Source organism: Amycolatopsis mongoliensis, assembly GCF_030285665.1.
Lineage (GTDB): Bacteria > Actinomycetota > Actinomycetes > Mycobacteriales > Pseudonocardiaceae > Amycolatopsis > Amycolatopsis mongoliensis.
In genome coordinates this window covers 297,427-316,923 of sequence record NZ_CP127295.1, presented here as the reverse complement: position 1 = coordinate 316,923, position 19,497 = coordinate 297,427, and the positions used below count along the sequence as shown (strand labels likewise).

At 71.3% G+C, this 19,497-nt stretch carries 20 protein-coding genes and 1 pseudogene; 12 read left to right on the top strand and 9 right to left on the bottom strand.

Annotated features, from left to right (window positions below; translation table 11 throughout):
- Positions 1-28: 28 nt before the first annotated feature.
- Genes QRX60_RS01530 through QRX60_RS01520 form a run of 3 tightly spaced genes read left to right on the top strand, consistent with a single transcriptional unit; the run spans position 29 to position 3,590 of the window.
- Positions 29-1,060, top strand: coding sequence for a sugar ABC transporter substrate-binding protein (locus QRX60_RS01530; protein WP_286003470.1), 1,032 nt, complete (start codon positions 29-31; stop codon positions 1,058-1,060).
- Positions 1,057-2,580, top strand: a complete 1,524-nt coding sequence (locus tag QRX60_RS01525; RefSeq protein ID WP_285998995.1) for a sugar ABC transporter ATP-binding protein — start codon at positions 1,057-1,059, stop codon at positions 2,578-2,580. The genes QRX60_RS01530 and QRX60_RS01525 overlap by 4 nt, the downstream gene beginning before the upstream one ends.
- Positions 2,577-3,590 (top strand): ABC transporter permease, encoded by a 1,014-nt coding sequence (locus tag QRX60_RS01520; RefSeq protein ID WP_285998994.1) that lies wholly within the window; start codon positions 2,577-2,579, stop codon positions 3,588-3,590. Before QRX60_RS01525 ends, QRX60_RS01520 begins: the two co-directional genes overlap by 4 nt.
- A gap of 109 nt (positions 3,591-3,699) precedes the next feature.
- Here QRX60_RS01520 and QRX60_RS01515 read toward each other — a convergent pair whose 3' ends face one another.
- Positions 3,700-4,419 (bottom strand): FadR/GntR family transcriptional regulator, encoded by a 720-nt coding sequence (locus tag QRX60_RS01515; protein ID WP_247013213.1) that lies wholly within the window; start codon positions 4,417-4,419, stop codon positions 3,700-3,702.
- Positions 4,420-4,500: 81 nt separating this feature from the next.
- Between QRX60_RS01515 and QRX60_RS01510 the strand changes: the two genes are divergently transcribed.
- The 3 genes from QRX60_RS01510 to QRX60_RS01500 are packed head-to-tail and all read left to right on the top strand — an operon-like array spanning position 4,501 to position 6,667.
- A complete protein-coding gene (locus QRX60_RS01510) occupies positions 4,501-4,839 on the top strand; it encodes an L-rhamnose mutarotase (RefSeq protein WP_285998993.1) in 339 nt (112 codons plus the stop codon).
- Positions 4,840-4,844: 5 nt separating this feature from the next.
- A complete protein-coding gene (locus QRX60_RS01505) occupies positions 4,845-5,813 on the top strand; it encodes an aldo/keto reductase (RefSeq protein WP_285998992.1) in 969 nt (322 codons plus the stop codon).
- Positions 5,810-6,667: an amidohydrolase family protein gene (locus QRX60_RS01500; RefSeq protein WP_285998991.1), complete on the top strand. Its 858-nt coding sequence runs from the start codon at positions 5,810-5,812 to the stop codon at positions 6,665-6,667. The genes QRX60_RS01505 and QRX60_RS01500 overlap by 4 nt, the downstream gene beginning before the upstream one ends.
- 31 nt (positions 6,668-6,698) lie before the next feature.
- On the opposite strand, the gene shbA is transcribed toward QRX60_RS01500, so the two are convergent.
- The 4 genes and pseudogenes from shbA to QRX60_RS01480 form a co-directional block, all read right to left on the bottom strand.
- Positions 6,699-7,355: an RNA polymerase sigma factor ShbA gene (gene shbA, locus QRX60_RS01495; RefSeq protein WP_285998990.1), complete on the bottom strand. Its 657-nt coding sequence runs from the start codon at positions 7,353-7,355 to the stop codon at positions 6,699-6,701.
- 254 nt (positions 7,356-7,609) lie between these two features.
- Positions 7,610-7,906, bottom strand: a complete 297-nt coding sequence (locus QRX60_RS01490; protein ID WP_285998989.1) for a DUF202 domain-containing protein — start codon at positions 7,904-7,906, stop codon at positions 7,610-7,612.
- 196 nt (positions 7,907-8,102) lie between these two features.
- Positions 8,103-8,267 (bottom strand): annotated as a pseudogene (locus QRX60_RS01485) (DUF202 domain-containing protein); the annotation flags it as partial.
- A gap of 272 nt (positions 8,268-8,539) precedes the next feature.
- Complete coding sequence (locus QRX60_RS01480) at positions 8,540-9,019, bottom strand: GtrA family protein (protein ID WP_285998988.1); 480 nt, start codon at positions 9,017-9,019, stop codon at positions 8,540-8,542.
- A 149-nt stretch (positions 9,020-9,168) separates the two neighbouring features.
- On the opposite strand from QRX60_RS01480, the gene QRX60_RS01475 reads away from it, so the two are divergent.
- Positions 9,169-9,564, top strand: a complete 396-nt coding sequence (locus tag QRX60_RS01475) for a hypothetical protein (protein WP_285998987.1) — start codon at positions 9,169-9,171, stop codon at positions 9,562-9,564.
- An 83-nt stretch (positions 9,565-9,647) separates the two neighbouring features.
- Positions 9,648-9,941 (top strand): iron-sulfur cluster biosynthesis family protein, encoded by a 294-nt coding sequence (locus QRX60_RS01470; RefSeq protein WP_285998986.1) that lies wholly within the window; start codon positions 9,648-9,650, stop codon positions 9,939-9,941.
- Between the two features lie 44 nt (positions 9,942-9,985).
- Here the strand turns inward: QRX60_RS01470 and QRX60_RS01465 are convergent, their stop codons facing one another.
- The 4 genes from QRX60_RS01465 to QRX60_RS01450 form a co-directional block, all read right to left on the bottom strand.
- Complete coding sequence (locus QRX60_RS01465; RefSeq protein WP_285998985.1) at positions 9,986-11,110, bottom strand: glycerate kinase; 1,125 nt, start codon at positions 11,108-11,110, stop codon at positions 9,986-9,988.
- Positions 11,107-12,051, bottom strand: coding sequence for a 2-hydroxyacid dehydrogenase (locus tag QRX60_RS01460; RefSeq protein WP_285998984.1), 945 nt, complete (start codon positions 12,049-12,051; stop codon positions 11,107-11,109). The genes QRX60_RS01465 and QRX60_RS01460 overlap by 4 nt, the downstream gene beginning before the upstream one ends.
- Positions 12,052-12,060: 9 nt before the next feature.
- On the bottom strand, positions 12,061-12,948 hold the full coding sequence (locus tag QRX60_RS01455) for an SGNH/GDSL hydrolase family protein (protein ID WP_285998983.1): 888 nt from the start codon (positions 12,946-12,948) through the stop codon (positions 12,061-12,063).
- Positions 12,949-13,057: 109 nt separating this feature from the next.
- Positions 13,058-15,136, bottom strand: a complete 2,079-nt coding sequence (locus tag QRX60_RS01450) for an alpha-galactosidase (RefSeq protein ID WP_285998982.1) — start codon at positions 15,134-15,136, stop codon at positions 13,058-13,060.
- Between the two features lie 76 nt (positions 15,137-15,212).
- Between QRX60_RS01450 and QRX60_RS01445 the strand changes: the two genes are divergently transcribed.
- From QRX60_RS01445 to QRX60_RS01430, 4 genes are read left to right on the top strand one after another with little or no spacing between them, the layout of a single operon-like run.
- Positions 15,213-16,403 carry an ROK family protein gene (locus tag QRX60_RS01445; RefSeq protein WP_285998981.1) on the top strand — a complete coding sequence of 397 codons (1,191 nt, stop codon included), beginning with the start codon at positions 15,213-15,215 and terminating at the stop codon, positions 16,401-16,403.
- Between the two features lie 18 nt (positions 16,404-16,421).
- Positions 16,422-17,690 (top strand): ABC transporter substrate-binding protein, encoded by a 1,269-nt coding sequence (locus QRX60_RS01440; RefSeq protein ID WP_285998980.1) that lies wholly within the window; start codon positions 16,422-16,424, stop codon positions 17,688-17,690.
- Positions 17,690-18,643 (top strand): carbohydrate ABC transporter permease, encoded by a 954-nt coding sequence (locus QRX60_RS01435; protein ID WP_285998979.1) that lies wholly within the window; start codon positions 17,690-17,692, stop codon positions 18,641-18,643. Before QRX60_RS01440 ends, QRX60_RS01435 begins: the two co-directional genes overlap by 1 nt.
- Positions 18,643-19,476, top strand: coding sequence for a carbohydrate ABC transporter permease (locus QRX60_RS01430; RefSeq protein ID WP_285998978.1), 834 nt, complete (start codon positions 18,643-18,645; stop codon positions 19,474-19,476). The genes QRX60_RS01435 and QRX60_RS01430 overlap by 1 nt, the downstream gene beginning before the upstream one ends.
- The last annotated feature ends 21 nt before the right edge of the window (positions 19,477-19,497 follow it).

The following is a 19,497-nucleotide window of genomic DNA, read 5'->3' as shown; positions in this document are numbered from 1 at the left end:
CATCAAGGAGGATGCGGTGCGTAACAGGGTGATCCAGGTGGCCGCCACGGCCGCCGTCTGCGGCCTGGTGCTGGCCGCCTGCGGGTCCACTAAGGACAACGCGTCGGCGCCCGCGGCCGGCGGCAGCCCCGGCGGCAAGGTCGGGGCCACGCTGCCCCTGCTGACCTCGCCGTTCTGGCAGGCCTACAACAACTACGTGCCGCAGATGGCCAAGTCCGAGGGCGTCGACGTCCTCCCGACGGTCAACGCGGACAGCGACCCGGCGAAGCTGATCACCGACATCGGCACCTTCCTCAACCAGGGCGTCAAGGGCCTGGTCGTGACCCCGCTGGACTCGGCCGCCATCGTCGCCGGGCTCAAGCAGGCGGAGAACAAGGGCGTGCCGGTCGTCGCCGTCGACGTCGCCCCCGAGAGCGGCAAGGTCGCGATGGTGGTGCGGGCCGACAACAAGGCCTACGGCACCAAGGCGTGCGACGCGATCGGCGCGAAGGTCAAGTCCGGCAAGGTCGTGCAGATCATGGGCGACCTCGCGTCGGTCAACGGCCGCGACCGCTCGGAAGCCTTCCGCGACTGCATGAAGCAGAAGTACCCCGGCGTCCAGGTGCTGGAGATCCCGGCCGAGTGGAAGGCCGACAAGGCGTCCTCCGGGCTGGACAGCATGCTGACCGCGAACCCGGACATCAAGGGCGTCTACATGCAGGCCGGCGGCGTCTACCTGGCCCCGACCGAGCAGGCGCTCAAGCGCAAGAACCTGTTCTTCCCGGTCGGCGACCCGAAGCACATCGTGCTCGTCTCCAACGACGGCATCCCGCAGGAGCTGGCCGCGATCCGCGCCGGCGAACTGGACGCCACCGTGTCCCAGCCGGCCGATGCGTACGCGAAGTACGGCCTGTACTGGCTGAAGAAGGCCATGGCGGGCGAGACGTTCAAGGCCGGGCCGACCGACCACGACAGCACCATCGTCGAGATCAGCCCCGGCATCCTCGAGGACCAGCTGCCCGCGCCCGTCATCACCAAGGACAACGTGGACGACAAGGCCCTCTGGGGGAACAACCTGTGACCGCGCTGCCCGCCGGCGAAACCGCCGTCCCGGTGGTCAGCGCGATCGGTGTCGGAAAGCGCTACGGCCCGACCGTGGCGCTGCACGACGTCAGCCTCACCGTGCACCCCGGCGAGTCGCACGCGCTCGTCGGGCGCAACGGGGCCGGCAAGTCGACGCTCGTCTCCATCCTCACCGGTCTGTCCCCCACGGACACCGGGCACGTCGAGTTCGGCGGCGAGCCGGCCCCCGCGCTGACCAAGCAGGACGACTGGAAGGCGCGCGTCGCCTGCGTGTACCAGCACGCGATGGTCGTCCCGCAGCTCACCGTCGCCGAGAACCTGTTCCTCAACCGGCAGGCGGGCGGCGGGTTCTCGATCGGCTGGAAGTCGTTGCGGCGCAAGGCCCGCGAGCTGCTCGACTCGTGGGACGTGCACGTCGACGTCGACACCCCGGCCGGCGAGCTGTCGGTCGAGGACCGGCAGTTCGTCGAGATCGCCCGCGCGCTGTCCTACGGCGCCCGGTTCATCGTCCTCGACGAACCGACCGCGCAGCTGGACAGCCAGGCCATCGAGCGGCTCTTCGAGCGGATGCGCCAGATGCAGGCGGGCGGGGTGACGTTCCTGTTCATCTCGCACCACCTGCACGAGGTGTACGAGGTCTGCCAGGCCGTCACGGTGCTGCGCGACGCGAAGCACGTGCTCACCGCGCCGGTGTCCGAGGTCGGCCGGGCCGAGCTGGTCGACGCGATGACCGGTGAACCCGGCGGCCTGTCCGTCCGCGACGCCGCTTCCCGGGAATCGCTCGACGCGGACGCGGCGGAGATCCTTTCGGTGGACGGATTGTCCGGCGACGGCTTCCGTGACGTCTCCTTCCGGTTGCGCCGCGGCGAAGTCGTCGGGCTCGCGGGCAGCAACGCCAGCGGGAAGCACCAGGTCGCCGAGACGGTCTACGGACTGCGGACGCCGTCCGCGGGCACGGTCCGCGTCGACGGCTCGCCGCTGCGGCCGGGCGACATCCCGGCGGCGCTGAAGGCGGGCATCGGCTGCGTGCCGCGCGACCGCCACCACGAGGGACTGGTCCTCGGGCACTCGATCGCGGACAACGCGACACTGTCCATTTTGGACAAGCTGGGGCGTGGCGGGATCGCGTCGCCGCGTACCCGGTTCGCGAGGGCTTCGCAGGCTTTGGCGGACTACGACATCGTGGCCGCGAGCGCCGAGCAGCCCGTGTCGGACCTTTCCGGCGGCAACCAGCAGAAAGTCGTGCTGGCGCGGGCGCTGATCGGCGACCCGCGGGTGGTCGTGCTGATCAACCCGACCGCGGGCGTGGACGTGAAGTCGAAGGAGGCGCTGCTCGCGGTCGTCGACCGGGTGCGCGCCGAGGGCAAGGCGGTGCTGATCGTCAGCGACGAGCTCGACGACCTGCGCCTGAGCGACCGGGTCCTGGTGCTGCGCGCCGGGGCCGTCGTCGCCGAACACCAGGCCGGGTGGTCCGACGGCGACCTCGTGGCCGACATCGAAGGAGTCGAGCTCTCGTGACCGACGTGATGACCTCTCCGCAGACGGAGCTGCCCGCACCCCCGCGGCGCCGCAAAGCCGTCTGGCTGCGCGAACTCGCGCTGCTGCCCGCGCTGGTCGTGGTGTTCGTCATCGGCGGCCTGGTCGACGACACGTTCGTCGGCTGGAGCAACATCGTCAGCATCCTGACCGCGTCGGCGGCGCTGTCGCTGGTCGTGCTCGGCGAGTCGCTGGTGCTGATCACCGGGAAGTTCGACCTGTCGCTGGAGTCGACGATGGGCCTCGCGCCCGCGCTCGGCGCCATGGTCGTGATCCCGGCGGCGTCGGCCGGCTTCGGCGTCGAGCTGCCCGCCGCGATCGGCCTGCTGGTGATCCCGTTGTGCGGCGCGCTCGTCGGGTTCGTCAACGGCTTCCTGATCGTGAAGCTGAAGCTGAACGCCTTCATCGTCACCCTGGCGATGCTCACCGTGCTGCGCGGTGTGCAGGTCGGGTCGACCAAGGGCAAGACGCTGTTCAACCTGCCGGACTCGTTCACCAACCTCGCGACGACTACGTTCGCCGGGCTGCCGATGTCGGTGTGGCTGGCGGCGGTGCTGTTCGCGGTCGCCGGCTGGGTGCTGCGCTACCACCGCGTCGGCCGCGCGCTGTACGCGATCGGCGGCAACCGCGAAGCCGCGCGGGCGGCCGGCGTGCGCGTCGACCGGATCGCGTGGGCGGTGTTCGTCGTCGCCGGGATCCTCGCGGCGATCGGCGGGCTCGCGTACACGGGCTACGTCGGCGCGCTGGGCGCGAACCAGGGCTCGGGGATGATCCTGCAGGTGTTCGCGGCGGCGGTGATCGGCGGCGTCTCCCTCGACGGCGGCAAGGGCACGCTGGTCGGCGCGTTGACCGGCGTCCTGCTGCTGTCGTCGGTGTCGAGCCTGCTCAACTACGCGCACGTGACGGCGGAGTGGCAGGGCGCGATCTACGGCGCCATCATCCTGGTCGCGCTGATCATCGCCCGGTACGCGGGCGGAAAGCCCCAAACCTGACCTCAGCCCCGTGATCATCCGACGTTCCCAAGTCCGTGAATGGCACATTGAGGGACTCTAAGTCCCTCAATGTGCCATTCACGGACTTCCCGAGGAGGTGCGTGTGGGGCTAGGAAGCTTCGGCGGTCAGGTCGGGCGTCGTCGGGTCGTCCGCGGTGCCCAGGGCGTTGCGCAGCCACTGCTCCACGCCCGCGACGTGCACGGTCGCCCACGAGCGCGCCAGTTCCGGCTCGCGTGCCGCGATCGCCTCGTAGATCGCCGAGTGCTGTTCCCGGGTCTTCGCGACCGCGCCCTCCTGGGTGAGGCCGCGCCAGATCCGGGCGCGGGCCGTCGGCCCGGAGAGGCTGTCGAGCAGCGAGCAGAGCACGGGGTTGCCGGAGCCGTCGGCGATCTTGCGGTGGAACTGCAGGTCGTTCGCGACCAGCGCCTCGACGGTCGGCGAGTCCTCCAGCTCCCCGAGGAGCTGGCCCAGCTCGGTAATGTCGTCGTCGCTCATGTGCAACGCGGCCAGCGCGGTCGCGGCCGGCTCGAGGATCCGCCGCACGGCGAGGAAGTCGAGCACGGTGTCGTCGCGGTGGAAGTCGACCACGAACGTCATCGCGTCGAGCAGCAGGTTCGGCTCGAGGCTGGTGACGTACGTGCCGTCGCCCTGGCGGACGTCGAGCACCCTGATCAGGCACAACGCCTTGACGGCCTCCCGCAGGGAGCTGCGCGAGAGCCCGAGCCGCTGGGCCAGCTCGGCCTCCTTCGGCAGCCGGTCGCCCGGCGCCAGCTCGCCGGAGATGATCATGTCCTTGATCTTGTCGATCGCGACATCGGTGACGGGCATCGTGTCCGCCCTTCCCTGCAACAGACCTCGGATGTTTCGGTGTTCTTCCCCAGCGTGCCATGTTCCGGCCAAGGAGTGGTGATGACCCACCAGCCCGCACCTCAAAGAGTGGCTCTGCACACCCGGCTCAAGCCCGGCAAGGAGGCCGAGTACGAGTCCGTCCACGCGGTCATCCCGCCCGAGCTGGACACCGCGTTGCGCGAAGCCGGTGTCCGGACCTGGCGGATCTGGCGTAACGGTCTCGACCTCTTTCACGTCGTCGAAGTCGACGACTACGCGGCGATGCGGGCGGCGTTGCGGGACCACCCCGCGAACGTCCCGTGGCAGGCCAGGATGGCCGAGCTGCTGGCCGTCGAAGACGACTACTCCGGCGACGACACCGGCATCGGGCTGGTCTGGGAACTGCCGGTGAAGGAGTGACGGCGTTGGAACTCTCCCTGTCCCCGCTGGGTCTCGGCTGCGCGCAGCTGGGCAACCTCTACCACGCGATCAGCGACGAGACCGCGGTCGCGACCGTGCGCCGCGCGTGGGAGGAGGGCGTCCGGTACTTCGACACGGCGCCGCACTACGGCCTCGGCCTCTCGGAGACCCGCCTCGGCGCGGCCCTGCGGTCGTTTCCCCGCGGCGAGTACGTGCTCTCGACGAAGGTCGGCCGCGTGCTGGAGCCGAACCCGGACGGGGCCGGCGCGCGCGACGACCAGGGCTTCGCCGTCCCGGCCGCCTACAAGCGCCGGTGGGACTTCAGCCGCGACGGCGTCCTGCGGTCCTTCGAGGACAGTCTCACCAGGCTGGGGCTCGACCGCGTCGACATCGTCTACGTCCACGACCCCGACGACCACTTCGAGGAAGCCCTGCGCGGCGCCTTCCCCGCCCTGCGCGAGCTGCGCGACCAGGGCGTGATCGGCGGGTTCGGCGCCGGGATGAACCAGGCGCCGATGCTCGGCGAGTTCGTCCGCCGCACCGACCTCGACGTCGTGCTGGTGGCCGGCCGGTACACGCTGCTCGACCAGCCGGCCCTCGACGAGCTGCTGCCCCTCTGCCTCGACCGCGGCGTCCGGGTGGTCGCCGGCGGTGCGTTCAACGGCGGCATCCTGGCCACCGCGGAGCCGGGCCGCGTCTACGACTACGCCGAAGCCCCGCCGGAGCTGGTCGAGCGGGCCGGGCGGATCGCGAAGATCTGCGCGCGGCACGGCGTCGAGCTGCCGGAAGCCGCGCTGGCGCTGCCGATGGCGCACCCCGCGGTGGCGTCGGTCGTCGTCGGCGCGCATGATCCGGACCAGGTGAGCGTGAACGCGCGGCGCGCGCGGGCCGCGGTGCCGCCGGAACTGTGGACCGAGCTGGTCGACGCGGGCTTGCTGCGCGCCGACGCCGTGATCGCCGAAGGAGTCTCGTGATCGACGCCCACCACCACCTGTGGGATCCGTCGCGGCGCGAGTACCCGTGGATGGCGGGGGAGGCCCTCGACCCGATCCGCCGTCCGTACACGGTGGACGACCTGCGCGCGGTGACCAAGGCGGCCGGCGTCCACGCGACGGTGCTGGTCCAGACGGTCTCGTCCGCAGCGGAGACCGCGGAGTTCCTCGCGACGGCGGCGGCCGAACCGGTGATCGCGGGCGTCGTCGGCTGGGTGGACCTGGCCGCGCCGGACGTCGTTGACCGGCTGGCCGCGGCGCGGGAACAGGGCCCGCTCGTCGGGGTCCGGCACCAGGTGGAGAACGAACCGGACGACGACTGGCTGCTGCGCCCGGAGATCGTGGCCGGGCTGAGTTCCCTGGCCTCGGCCGGGCTGGCGTACGACCTGCTGGTGCGCTCGGCGCAGCTGCCCGCGGCGGCCGAGGTGGCGTTGCGGCTGCCGGAGCTGCGGCTGGTGCTGGACCACGCGGCGAAGCCCCCGATCGCGGCGGGGGAGTGGGAGCCCTGGGCGTCCGGGGTGGCGGCGCTGGCCGCGCGGGAGAACGTGGTGTGCAAGCTCTCCGGGCTGGTCACGGAGGCGGACTGGACGGGCTGGGAGGTCGGCCACCTGCGCCGGTACGTCGACCACGTGCTGGACGTCTTCGGCCCGGAGCGGCTGCTGTTCGGCTCGGACTGGCCGGTCTGCGAGCTGGCGGCGTCCTACGAGGTGGTCCTGGACGCGGCGATCGCGCTGACCGGCGGGCTTTCGGATGCCGAGCGGCTGGGCGTGTTCGAGCACAACGCCCGCCGCGTCTACGGCTTGGATGCGAGCGGGGAAACCCCCTCCAGGGGGTAAAAGGGGTTTCCCCGCCCGCCGCTGGGGTGGCCTAGAACTCGTCGTCGCGGATCATGCCGCGCAGCCGGGTCAGCGCGCGGTGCTGCGTCACGCGCACGTTGCCCGCGGAGATGCCGAGCGCTTCGGCGGTCTCCTGCGCCGAAAAGCCGACCGCGATGCGCAGGGTCAGGATCTCCTGCTGGACGCGCGGCAGCGAGGCGAGCAGCCGGCCGAGGCGGGCGCCGAGGTCGAGGTGCAGCGCGTGGCTCTCGGGCTCGTTGCCGGCGACCAGCGGGCGCTCCGGGAGCTCGGGGACGGGCTCGGAGCGGTCGCGGGCGACGGCGCGGTAGGCGTCGGCGACCTTGTTGGCCGCGATCGCGTGGACGAGGTAGAGGAACGAGCCGCCGCGGTCCTGATAATCCGGAAGGGCCTTCAACACCGCGAGGCAAACCTCCTGCGCGACGTCGTCCGCCGACAGGTAGGAGAGGTCGCGGCCGCCCATCCGGGCCCGGCAGTAGCGCACCACGACCGGCTCGATCATCTGGAGCAGGTTGTGGATGGCGGCGGGGTTGCCCTCGCCCGCGTCCTTGACGAGCGGGTCGAGGTCCTCCTTGGTGAGCCGTCCGCTGGGCCGCGGTAATGACTCCGGAGTGCGATAATCGCGAACGTCGCTCGCGGGCTGCTCGGTGATCCTCGGCGGTGCTGTCATGAGTCGTCTCCCCGGCCGACCCTCGACCGTCGCTGCCGGGGGGTCAACTCTCTGTGACTTTCCGATCGCAGATACTCCGGGAGATCCCGACTCACCTGCGGTCCGTGCGACGCTGGGTAATCGTAAGCACCTCACGCCGCATCAGTCCAGATTTCAACGACCAATACCCCGTTAGCAGCAGCGACCGTGATGTTCCCGCGACCAGCCCGCGCACATTGCGATTAATCGGTTTCAGGATGTGCGGAGTTCACCCGTCAGTGGAGAACGGCCACGGAGGCGGCAGTCATGGTCACGGCGAGCGACGCGACGGCGGGCAGTACGGGGCTCATCACCACCGGCCGGGCGGTCCGCAGCGCCCGCCCGCGGCGCACGGCCGCCCTCGCGAGCAGGGCAGATGTGACCGCGGCGAACAGGACAGGGGCCAGAGAGACACCCCAATGGCGCTGGGCGGCGGAGTGCAGGAGAAGTACGGTGCAGGCGGCGGAAGCGAGGGCGGTCCGCCGCCAGGCGAGTCCGGTGTGCTCGGCCTGGGCGCCGTCGGGGGTGGTCACGGCATGACCCGCAGGCGGATGACGGTATTTCTGACGTCGCGATAATCGTGAAAGTGCGGTATTCGGGCGCGACTTTGCTTCGGGGGAGGTTGCGCCGAATGGCCCGAACGGCTCCCGGCGAGGTCCGGCCCGGGTGTCCGGACGGCGGGGCGGCGTGTGCGGTCCGTGTCCGGGTGCGCGGGCCGGGTTCGGCCGGCCCGGCGAGCACCGCGCCGGCCGCCGCCGGGGTCGGCGCGAACTGGTGCGCCGCGACCTCGCCGGCCAAGAGTCCCGGCGCCGTCCGGAGCCACGCGAGGAACGTCCGTTCGTTGGCCGGTGTGAAGCGGCAATCCGGTTCGCTGCCGACCCCGTGGGGTGTGATGCCGTCCGGGCCACGCCTCCAGGTGCTGGTGTCGCGCGTCTGAGGTTCGTTGACAGCGGCCCGGCCCTGCGCGCCAACGTGGTGTCGGGTGCATCGGACCTGGAGCTGTCGAGGGTCGCGGTGGCTGGTCCGGCGACATGAATGAGTCATTCATGTCGTCGGACGAGGTGAATGGGTCATTCACTGCATCGCGGCCGGGGCTGCACGGGGCTGGGCTCTCCTGGCGCAGGTTCCCGCCGCCCCGAACGTCGAACAACTTTCGACGCGCGACACTAGCCGCTCTGGGCGGCGGCAGCCCCTTCGGAGTGGTGCGCGAACACCCACCAGCGCAGCACCGCGAACCGCACGAACCCGCCGACCAGGCTGGCCAGCAGCAGCGTGCCGGTCTCCTCCCACGACGTCGGCCGGTCCACGACGGCGTCGAGGATCGCCAGCACGGCCGAGCCGTACCCGGCGTAGAAGGCGAACGTCAGCAGGTCCTGCAGGTGCCGCTTCCCGGCGTTGCTCGGCCGCCCGGCGAAGGTGACGCGGCGGTGGAACTCCGTGTTCCCGATCGTCGTCAGCGCGATCGCGACCAGGTTCGCCACCTGGGAGCCGAGCTCGTCGCGCAGCAGGAGGAACAGGGCCGCCTGCACGCCGGTCGTCACCACGCCGGCCACGGCGTACCACGCGGCGTGCGTGCCGAGCTCGTGGTGCCGTTCCGGGTCGGTGGCGAGCAGCCGGTGTCCCGGTGCGCACCTGGTGGTGGCCATGGTGGGAAAGTACTCCGCGTTCACAAAATTGTGAATATGTTAAACCCGTTGAAGAAATGTGATCCCGGTGACACCGCCGGAGTTTCGGCCTCTCCCGCCTCGGGTAGGTCCCCGGAGACGGAGTACTGCCTACGCGCCGGGAGAAAGCTGTGAGTGAACCGGAAAGCTTGGACCCCAGCGAGGCGCTGGACGAGGACGAGCTGCGCGTGGACCCCCTCGAAGAGGGCATCGACCCACCCGAGCACTGGAGTGCCGCCGACCGCTTCGGCACCACGCCCCGAGAAGTCCGCGAAGGCGAGCCGATGGACCAGCGCCTCGCCGAAGAGGTGCCGGACACCGAGCCGGAGCCGGTCCCGGAGCGCCCGCTCGCGGCGACCCCGGCCGACCAGCTCGACGAGACCGTCGAGGACGCGCCGGCGGACTTCGAGCAGGTGACCCCGGCCGACGAAATGCCGCACCGCCACGCCGACTCCGATGCGCGCGAACAGGCGGACTACGCGGGTGGCTCCGTGGCGGACGCCATCCGTGAGGCGCGGCAGGGCTGATCCGCTCAGACTGCACGTCCGAACGGACGCCCCTAGCGTGGGGCACCACAGTGCATCCGACCGCGACGAAGGGAAGGCCGAAGATGCTGACCGTGACCGAAGCCGCCGCCGAGGCGATCACCGCACTGACCAGTCAGGGGGAGGGCGAAGCCGGGCTCCGCCTGGCAGTCCAGAACGCCGACGGGGAAAGTGCCCAGCTGGCGCTGTCCGTCGCCCCCGAACCCGCGGACGGCGACAGCGTACTGGGCGCCGAGGAAGGCCCGAAGGTCTTCCTGGAGCCCCAGGCCGCTGCGTTGCTCGACGACAAGGTGCTCGACGTCCAAGAGGACGAAGCCGGCGGAGTCGCCTTCGCCGTGCTTCCGCAGCACACGAGCTGACCGCGGCGGACGGGCCTTTCGCAGCGGCGCGGAAGGTCCGTTCGCTAGCGGGCTGCCCAGTCGCGGACGAGCTCCGCGGCGCGCGCCCGCAGCAGCTCCGCCGCGTGCTCCCGCGCATGGTCGAGCGACGGCGCGTGGTCGATCAGGGCGCTGCTCCCCACCACTCCGAGCCGGGCCAGCCCGGCGTCGTCGAGCTGGATCCGCCCGGCCAGCGCCAGCACCGGCACCCCCCGCGGCCGCGCCCGGTCCGCGATCCCGGCCGGCGCCTTGCCGTTCAGGCTCTGCTCGTCGAGCGAACCCTCACCGGTGATGACGAGATCGGCGCCGTCGAGGGCCCGGTCGACCCCGGTCAGCCCGGCGATGAGGGCGAACCCCGACTCCACGGTCGCCCCCAGCCCGGCGATCGCGCCCGCCGCGACCCCGCCGCCGGCACCCGCGCCGGGGATCCGCGAGACGTCCGGAGCGCCACCCACCTGGAGCGCGTGTGCCCACCGGCCCAGCGCCTCGTCGAGCAGCTTCACCTCCGACGGCCCCGCGCCCTTCTGGGGCCCGAACACCGCCGCGGCGCCTTCCGGCCCCAGCAACGGGTTCGTGACGTCGGTCGCGACCGCGACACGCACGCCCTCGAGGCGTTCCCGCACCGGTGCCAGCTCGGTCGACGCCACCCGGGAAAGAGTGCCGCCGCCCAGGCCGACGGGCGCGCCGAACGCGTCCAGCACGCCGGCGCCGAGCGCGCCGAGCATCCCCGCTCCGCCGTCGGTGCTGGCCGTGCCGCCGACCGTGAGCACGAGCCGTTTCGCCCCGTGGATCAGCGCGTCCGCGAGCAGCTCCCCGACGCCCCAGGTGTGCGCGCCCAGCGCGGTTTCCGGGCTCGGTTCGACGAACTCGATCCCGCACGCACGCGCCGATTCGACGTAGGCGGTGCCGTCCAGCACGGCGTACCGCGCCTGGACCGGGTCTTCGAGCGGCCCGCGGACGGTCAGCCGGACGATCCGCGCCCCCGCCGCTTCGAGGACGTCGAGGGTTCCTTCGCCGCCATCGGCGACCGGGCAGGTGACGATCTCGGCGTCCGGCAACGCGTCCCGCACGCCGAGCGCGATGGCCTCCGCGGCCTCGACCGCGGTGAGACTGCCCTTGAACTTGTCGGGCGCGATGACGACACGGGTCACGGCTTCACCTCCGTCAGCGGGGGACGCCCGGCGAGCACCGCCGCGACGTTGCGGGCCGCCAGCACGGCCATCGCGGTGCGGGTCTCGACCGTGGCGGACCCGAGGTGCGGGCTCAGCACGACGTCGTCGCGGCCGAGCAGCCGCGGTTCGACCTCGGGTTCCTTCTCGAACACGTCGAGCGCGGCGCCCGCGATCCCCCCGGCTTCCAGGGCGTCCGCCAGCGCGGCCTCGTCGACGACCGGGCCACGCGTCGTGTTCACCAGGTACGCGCCCGGTTTCATCGCGCGCAACGCCGCGGCGTCGATGAGGTGGCGCGTCTCCGGGGTCAGCGGGCAGTGCAGCGAGACGACGTCCGAGCGGTCGAAAAGTTCTTCGAGCGAAACGAACTCGGCGTCCGTGTCCTGCTTCGACCGTCCGGTGTAGACGATCGACATGCCGAAGGCCTCGGCCCGCTTCGCCATCGCGCGGCCGATCTGGCCGAACCCGACGATGCCGAGCGTCTTGCCCTGCAGCCCCGAGCCGAGCAGGAAACCGAGGTGGAACGACCACGGCGTGCGCGAGCGCAGCAGCCGTTCGCCTTCGCCGAGGCGCCGCGTGACGGCGAGCAGCAGGCCGAAGGCGAGGTCGGCGGTGGCGTCGGTGAGCACGCCCGGGGTGTTGGTGACGACGACGCCGCGTCCGGCCAGGGCCGGGACGTCGACGTTGTCGTAGCCGACCGCGACGTTCGCGACCACCTTCAGTCCCGGGCCGGCGGCGTCGGCGAGCGCGCCGTCGAGCCGGTCGTGCAGCATGCCGACCACGGCGTCCGCGCCGGCCACGAACTCGTGCAGCTCGGCGGGCGTGAGCGGCCGGTCCAGCTCGGACACCGCCACCTCGCCCGCTTGGGCCAGCAGCTTCACCGCGTCGTCGGGAATCCAGCGGGTCACCGCGATCTTGGGCACCCCGACAGCCTAGTCCCCCTGAACCGCCTCGAGAACGATCTCCGACTGCGCGGCGGCCCCGGCGCCGTTGGGGTGGAAGGGGAACGCGAGCAGCAGCGGGTTGCTCGCCGAGATCGGGATCAGGCCCTCGGCGTAGCGCACGGTGGGCGCCTGGCACGCGTCGTGCCCGACGGTCGGGGTGTAGGTGTCGACGAGTTCGGCGCCGTTGCCCGCGGCGACCCGCGCGAGCATGGCGTTCATCTGGAGGAACTTCGCCTGCAGGTAGGCGACGTCGCCGTCGGCGATGGGGATCACCGGCCAGCACCCCTTCCCGCTCGCGGGCAGCCCGGCGAGGTAGTTCACCAGCAGGACCCGCGCCTGCGGCGAGCGTTCGCGGATCTGCTGCAGCGCGTTCGCGACCTTGGGCTCGGCCGCCGCGACCGCGTTTTCCAGCTGGTCGACGCCGCCCGCGGTGAACTTCGCCTTGCAGGTGCTCACCGGCAGGACGGTGAGGCACTTCGTCACGGCCGCCGCGAGCCCGATGTCGTTGCCGCCGATGCCCACGGTGACCAGGTCGGTCGACGGTGTGAGCCGGTCGAACTGCGGCGGGTTCGTCCCGCCCAGCGGCAGCTTCTGCGGCTGCGTGAAGTCGGTCGTCGTCGCGCCTCCGCAGCTCGCGTCGCGGAAGGTCTCGACGCCGAGCGCGCCGGCGACCTCGTGCGGGTAGTCCGAAGTGGACTGTGCGCAGTCGAGCGGGGTGAACTCGGTGGTGGGCGGGAAGGTCACGAAGACGTCGGCGGTCCACGAATCTCCGAGCGCGACGTACTCGTGGTAGCGCGCGCTCGCCGACGCCGGGGCGGCGGCAGCGAGCGCGGCGATCACGGGCACGGCCAGCAGGGTGGTCAGGCGCCTGCGCATGCTGCCTCCGTTGGCGAGCGGCGAAGTGAAGGACTTTCACATTCAGGCCGTGCCCGGTGAAAAGTCAATCCGCCTCACCCGTCCTGGTGACGCCGGTCGACGTGGGTATTCAGACCCTGGTCAGCCGCACCACCGCGCTCGCGTAGCCGCTCCCGGGCAGGTCGACGTCGAGACCGTGGCTCAGCAGCACCGCGCCGTCGTGCACGACGCCGTCCTGGTCGCGGTACCGCCCCGCCGGAGCCAGCCCAACCAGGCGCGGCGGCGTGACCGGGCGCGCGAACTCCGTGGGCCGCCGCCAGAAGAACACGACCACCTCGCCCGCCAGCACGTACTGCACCGCGGTGAGCGCCGACTTCGCCGGGTCCGCCAGCCGGTACAGCTCGCCGTGCTGCACCACGGGCCGGATTTCCTTGTACAGCGCGACGAGCGACGCCGCTTCGCCGAGTTCGGCGGCACTCCAGCGCGGCAGGTCACCGCCCAGGCCGAGCACGCCCGCCATCGCGACGTGGAACCGGAAGCTCAGCGGCGCCTCGCGGCCGGTGGTCGGGTTCGGGCTGTCGGTGACCCAGGCGGACATCGTGCCGGCCGGGTAGACCTGGCCGTAGCCGTGCTGGATGGTGATCCGGTCGGCGGCGTCGGTGTTGTCGGACGCCCAGATCTCGTCGGTGCGGGCGAGGATCCCGAGGTCGGTGCGCCCGCCGCCGCCTGCGCAGCCCTGGATCCGCAACGTCGGGTGGTCCGCGCGCAGCCGGCCGAGGATCCGGTGCACCGCGCGGACGTGGTCCACCCACACGCGGCCGGCCTCCCCGCCCGGCCAGCCGGCTTCGGTGAAGGCGCGGTTCATGTCCCACTTCAAGTAGTCGATGCCGTGCTCGCCGACGAGCCGGTCGAGCCACTGGTGCGCCCAGTCCGCGACGTCCGGGCGCGCGAAGTTCAGCACGAGCTGGTTCCGCAGCGTCGTGCGTTCGCGGTTCGCCATGTGCAGCACCCAGTCCGGGTGCGCGCGGTAGAGGTCGCTGTCCGGGTTGACCATCTCCGGCTCGATCCACAGCCCGAACTTCATCCCGTGCGCGTGGACCGCGTCGACCAGGGGCCGCAACCCGGCCGGGAAGCGCTGTTCGTTGGCGGTCCAGTCGCCGAGCCCGGCGGTGTCGCCGGTGCGGGCACCGAACCAGCCGTCGTCCATGACGAACAGCTCGGCCCCGAGTTTCGCCGCGGCCGCGGCCAGCTCGGTTTCGGTCCGCTCGTCGACGTCCCAGCCGGTGGCCTCCCAGGAGTTGTAGACGATCGGCCGCAGCTCTTCCGGGTGCGGCTGGACGAACTCGCGGACGTAGGCGTGCCAACGTCGGCTCGTTCCGCCGAAGCCGTCGGCCGCGTAGAGCCCGGCGAACACCGGCGTCTCCCAGGTTTCGCCGGGGCGCAGCTGCCAGGCGACGTTCTCGTGGCCGAAGCCGCCGGTCCACGTCACTCGCCCGGTGTGCGTGTGCTCGACGGTGATCCGCCAGCTGCCGCTCCAGGCGAGCGCCGTCGACCACACTTCGCCGGACGTCTCGGTCGCGTCGCCCGCGTCCAGCATCACCCAGGGATTGACCTGGTGGCTGGACACGCCGCGGCGGCTGGTGAGCGTGGTTTCGCCGACCGGCAGCGGTTCGCGCAGCACGCCGTACTCGGCGCTCCACGCACCCGACGTCCGGGTGAGCCGCGCGCCCTCGCGCCGGGGGAGCGTCCACGCCGCGGAATCCGTGCGCAGCAGGGAGACCGGCTGGTCCGCGCGCAGGGAGGTCCAGCGTTCGACGACGTCACCGCGGAGGCGGTAGTGCAGCGAGAGTTCGAGGGGGTAGTGCCGGTCGACGAGCCGCACGACCAGCGTGCCGTCCTCGATCGCGAAGCCGTCGTAGCGCCACTCGAGCGCCGACGTCCCGTCCTCGTACCGCACGGCCAGCGCCGCGACGCCGAAGAAGGCGCCGCCTTCGGCCGGCAGTTCCTGCCGCTCGTCGCCGGGCTCGTCGAAGCTGCTGTCGGCCGGGTTGCGGCGCGCGGCGACCTGCGTGGCCTGGGAGAGGGTCAGGGGCGGGCCCCAGTGGACGTGCCGCGGCCGGTCGCCGGCGTCGAGCCGGAAGGCGTACGAGCTCTCGGGGGTGCGCAGCAGCCAAAGCCGGTTCGCGGGGTCGTGTTCGACGAGCGACATGATCCCGAGCGTAGGCATGACCAGCGAAAAAATAAATTCTTGACGAAGTTAATTAATCCTGCCTACCCTTCCGGCCATGCCTCGCAGTGCACCGGCAAGGGCGCCGATCACCAGTCCCGCGGCAGCGACCGTGTTCACCACGGTCCTGACCGAGGGGCCGGTCTCCCGCGTCGACGTCGCCCGGCGCACCGGCCTGTCGTCGGCCGCGGTCACCAAGGCGGCCCGGCCGTTCATCGAAGCCGGCTACCTCGAAGAGCTCGCCTCCGAAGGCCGCACGGGCCCCGGTGCCGGGCGGCCCGCGAACCCCCTCGCCATCCGGCCCGACCGCGAGTACTTCGTCGGCGTCAAGATCACCGGCGACGATCTCATCGGCGTGGTCACCGACCTGCGCGCCGACGTCCGCGCCAGCGCCCACCACGCGCTGGCGGGCCACGACGTCGAGCACGTCGTCCGCGCGCTGGCCGACCTCGTCGGCGAGCTGCTGGCCGGGCCGACCCCGGACGGCACCAGCAACCTCCGCGAGCGGGCCTACTGCCTGGGCGTCGCGGTCTCCGGCGACGTCGACCGCGCGTCCGGCGTCGTCCGGTACTCGCCGTTCCTCGGCTGGCGGGACGTGCCGCTGGCGGAGCTGCTGGGGGAGGCGACGGGGCTGACCGTGACGCTGGAGAACGACGTCAAGGCCCTCGCCGTCGCCGAGCAGTGGTTCGGCGAAGGCGTCGGCGCGTCGTCGTTCGCGCTGGTCACGGTGGGTACGGGCATCGGCAGTGCGCTCGTGGTGAACGGCGACCTGGTCCGCGGCGCGCACGGCGTCGCGGGCGAGATCGGGCACGTCCCGGTCGCCGACGGCGGCCCGCCCTGCCACTGCGGCGGCCGTGGCTGTGTCGAGGCGATCGCGTCCACCGAGGCGATCCTTCTGCGCGCGCGTGAAGTCTCCGGCGAACCCGGGCTCTCGATGGACGAAGCGGTGACGCGCGCTCGCGGCGGTGACGAGCCGCTGCGCGAGGTGTTCGCCGCCGCCGGGCACGCGATCGGGCTCGGGCTGGCCGCGCTGGTCAACCTGTTCGGCCCGGAACGGGTCGTCGTCTCCGGGGAAGGCGTCGCCACCTACGACCTGTTCGAAGAGCAGATCCGCCGGACCTTCGCGGTCCAGGCGTTCGGCAGCGCCGCCCGCTGCGGCCTGGTGATCCGGCCGCTGCCGTTCGAGGAGTGGGCGCGGGGCGCGGCCGCCGTCGCCATCCAAAGCCTTTTCGTCGCCGAGAGCGTCTAAGGAGTCCTTGTGAGCCCCATGAATCGTCGAAGCTTCCTGGTCGGTTCCGTGCTGTTCGCCGGGGGAGCGGCCCTCGCGGGCTGCACCTCGGACCCGCTGAACAAGAACGCGGGCGCCGCTTCCGGTGCGAAGGTCACGCTGCAGCAGTGGTACCACGCGTACGGCGAATCCGGGACGCAGCAGGCCGTCCAGCGCTACGCCCAGGAGTTCACCAAGGCCAACCCGGACATCGCGATCAACGTCAGCTGGATCGCCGGCGACTACGAGACGAAGCTCAACTCCGCGATGCTCACCGCGCAGGCGCCGGACCTGTTCGAGCTCGGCGACTTCCGGTACCAGAACGTCAAGAACGGCCTGCTCGCGCCGCTCGACGACGTCATCGCGCCGGCCAAGGCCGACTTCAGCCCGGCCGCGCTGGGCACCGTGACCGTCGACGGCAAGATCTACGGCGTCAAGATGATCGACGACGTCATGATGCTGTACTACCGCAAGTCCGCGCTGCAGGCCGCGGGCGTGCAGCCGCCGCGGACGTTCGCCGAGCTGCTCGACGCGACTCGCAAGCTCGACACCGGCAAGCAGAAGGGCCTGTACGTCGGCACGGACGGCGTCGGCGAGGCCGCGACGCTCCTGCTGTGGTCGTCCGGCGGGGACTTCTTCGACAGCAGCGGCAAGAAGGTCGCCTTCGCCTCACCCGAGGCGATCGCCGCGATCGGCGGGCTCAAGCAGCTGCACGACACCGGCGGCCTGCTCCAGGGTTACCCGACGGACTGGTCCGACCCGGGCGCGTTCGCCAACGGCGCCACCGCGATGCAGTGGGGCGGGCTGTGGTCGCTGCCGGACATCAAGAAGGCGCTCGGCGACGACTTCGGCGTCGTCGCGTGGCCGAAGTTCGGCGACGCCGGCAAGCAGGTCGCCCGGGTCGGCGGCTGGTACCAGCTGGCCAACGCGAAGTCCCAGAACCTCGAGGCCGTCAAGAAGTTCATCGACTGGCTGTGGATCAAGAACGCCGACCTGCAGAAGGACTGGTGCGTCAAGTACGGCTTCCACATCCCGGCGCGCAAGCCGGTCGCCGCGCAGACGACCGAGTTCTCCAGCGGCCCGGCGAAGGACGCCGTGACGATCTCGCAACAGGACGGCAAGTCCTACTCGGGGCTGTGGAACAAGGCGTCGGCCACGCTGTTCCTGCAGGCCGCGACCAAGATCGCGAACGGGCAGGCCGACCCGGCCGCCGAGCTCGCCGACGCGGCGAAGAAGGCACAGGCCGAAGTCGACAAGCAGCTGGCCTGATGACCGCCCTGCTGGAGGCGCCGGCCGTCCCGGTGGTGGCGAAGAAGCGCCGCCGTCGCCGGGACTGGCGTGCGATCGGCGCGTTCGTGGTGCTGACCGGGCCCGTGGTGCTCGGGCTGGGGCTGTTCAAGTACGTCGCGATCGCGTGGAGCTTCCTGCTCAGCTTCAACGACGCCCGCGGCACCATCACGCTCGGGCACTGGACCGGCTTCGACAACTACGCGTTCCTGCTCGGCGACGACGCCTTCCTGACGTCGCTGTCGACGATCGCGATCTTCACCGTGTTCATCGTGCCGATCACGTTCGTGGCGTCGCTCGGCCTCGCGGTGCTCGTCAACAGCATCAAGCGGGGCAAGGCGTTCTTCCGGACGATCTTCCTCATCCCGGCCGCGGTGTCGTACGTCGTCGCGGCGCTGGTCTGGAAGATGGCACTGTTCAACGGCCTGCCGTCCGGCGTCGCGAACGTCCTCGGCGGCCTGTTCGGCGCCGACCCGGTGCCGTGGCTGTCGGAGACGAGCCCGCCGGTGTACTGGGTCGCGGTGGTGACGCTGCGGTTGTGGCTGCAGGTCGGGCTGTACATGATCCTGTTCCTGGCCGGGCTGCAGGCGATCTCGCCGTCGCTGTACGAAGCCGGCGAGCTGGACGGCACGACGAAGTGGCAGGCCTTCCGCTACATCACGTTGCCGCAGCTGCGGAACACGTCGGTGGCGGTGCTGCTGCTGATCCTGATCGCCGCGTTCCAGGCCTTCGACGAGTTCTACAACCTGTTCGGCACCGGGCTTTCGGGCACCGCGACCGCGCCGGTGAAGCCACCGCTGGTCTACCTCTACGACTCCGCGCTGGGCGATCAGAACTACGGCGTCGGCTCGGCGGGCGCGTTCCTGCTGACCGTGCTCATCGTCGTGATCACGCTGCTGCAGGGCCGGTTCGTCGGCTTCGGGAAGAAGGACTGATGGCCGTCCTGACCGCGCCTCGGAAGGCGCCGAAGTACGTCCTGGCTTCGGCGCTCGCGGTGATCTTCCTGCTGCCCTTCTACATCATGCTGCGCAACGCGCTCATGACGCGCCAGCAGGTCAGCTCGCCGGACTGGTCGTGGCTGCCGGACCCCCTGTCCTGGGTCAACTTCGGCGACCTGTTCGCCGACGCGTCGGTGCCGATGGCGCACTCGCTCTGGAACTCGTTCCTGGTCGCGATCGTCACCGCGCCGGTGGGCACGCTGTTCGGCTCGATGGCCGGGTACGCGCTGGCCCGGATCAACGTGCCGGGACGCCGCGCGGTGTTCACGTACGTGCTGGTCACGCTGATGATCCCGCAGTCGGTGACGTTCGTGCCGACGTTCGTCGTCGTCGGGTCGATGGGCGGGGTCAACACGGAGTGGGGCATCATCGCGCCGAACCTGTTCAGCGCGTTCACCGTGATCCTCTTCCGCAACTTCTACCTGCGGTTCCCCGCCGAGATCGAAGAGGCGGGCCGGCTCGACGGGCTCGGCTACCTCGGCGTCTACCGGCGGCTGGTCCTGCCGAACTCCGGGAGCATGATCGCCTCGCTCGGCGCGCTGATGTTCATCGAAAGCTGGAACGCGTTCCTGTGGCCGCTGGTGATCGGGCAGGACCCGTCGTCGTGGACCGCGCAGATCGCGCTCTCGACGTTCCTGACCGCGCAGTCGGTCAACCTGCCGGCGCTGTTCGCCGGCGCTCTGGTCACCATCGCGCCGCTGGTCGCGATGTTCCTGGTCGCCCAGCGGTTCATCGTCCGCGGAATCGCGGCGAGCGGGCTCAAGGAGTAGGTCCCCTATCGAGGAGTGTTC

What these genes read in the sequence shown, in the direction of transcription:
- QRX60_RS01515 (WP_247013213.1), bottom strand. Translation starts at nt 4,419, where the DNA reads ATGCCCGTCACCGATGTCGCGATCGACAAGATCAAGGACATGATCATC.
- QRX60_RS01510 (WP_285998993.1), top strand. Translation starts at nt 4,501, where the DNA reads ATGACCCACCAGCCCGCACCTCAAAGAGTGGCTCTGCACACCCGGCTC.
- shbA (WP_285998990.1), bottom strand. Translation starts at nt 7,355, where the DNA reads ATGACAGCACCGCCGAGGATCACCGAGCAGCCCGCGAGCGACGTTCGC.
- QRX60_RS01480 (WP_285998988.1), bottom strand. Translation starts at nt 9,019, where the DNA reads ATGGCCACCACCAGGTGCGCACCGGGACACCGGCTGCTCGCCACCGAC.
- QRX60_RS01470 (WP_285998986.1), top strand. Translation starts at nt 9,648, where the DNA reads ATGCTGACCGTGACCGAAGCCGCCGCCGAGGCGATCACCGCACTGACC.
- QRX60_RS01455 (WP_285998983.1), bottom strand. Translation starts at nt 12,948, where the DNA reads ATGCGCAGGCGCCTGACCACCCTGCTGGCCGTGCCCGTGATCGCCGCG.
- QRX60_RS01450 (WP_285998982.1), bottom strand. Translation starts at nt 15,136, where the DNA reads ATGTCGCTCGTCGAACACGACCCCGCGAACCGGCTTTGGCTGCTGCGC.
- QRX60_RS01445 (WP_285998981.1), top strand. Translation starts at nt 15,213, where the DNA reads ATGCCTCGCAGTGCACCGGCAAGGGCGCCGATCACCAGTCCCGCGGCA.
- QRX60_RS01440 (WP_285998980.1), top strand. Translation starts at nt 16,422, where the DNA reads ATGAATCGTCGAAGCTTCCTGGTCGGTTCCGTGCTGTTCGCCGGGGGA.
- QRX60_RS01435 (WP_285998979.1), top strand. Translation starts at nt 17,690, where the DNA reads ATGACCGCCCTGCTGGAGGCGCCGGCCGTCCCGGTGGTGGCGAAGAAG.
- QRX60_RS01430 (WP_285998978.1), top strand. Translation starts at nt 18,643, where the DNA reads ATGGCCGTCCTGACCGCGCCTCGGAAGGCGCCGAAGTACGTCCTGGCT.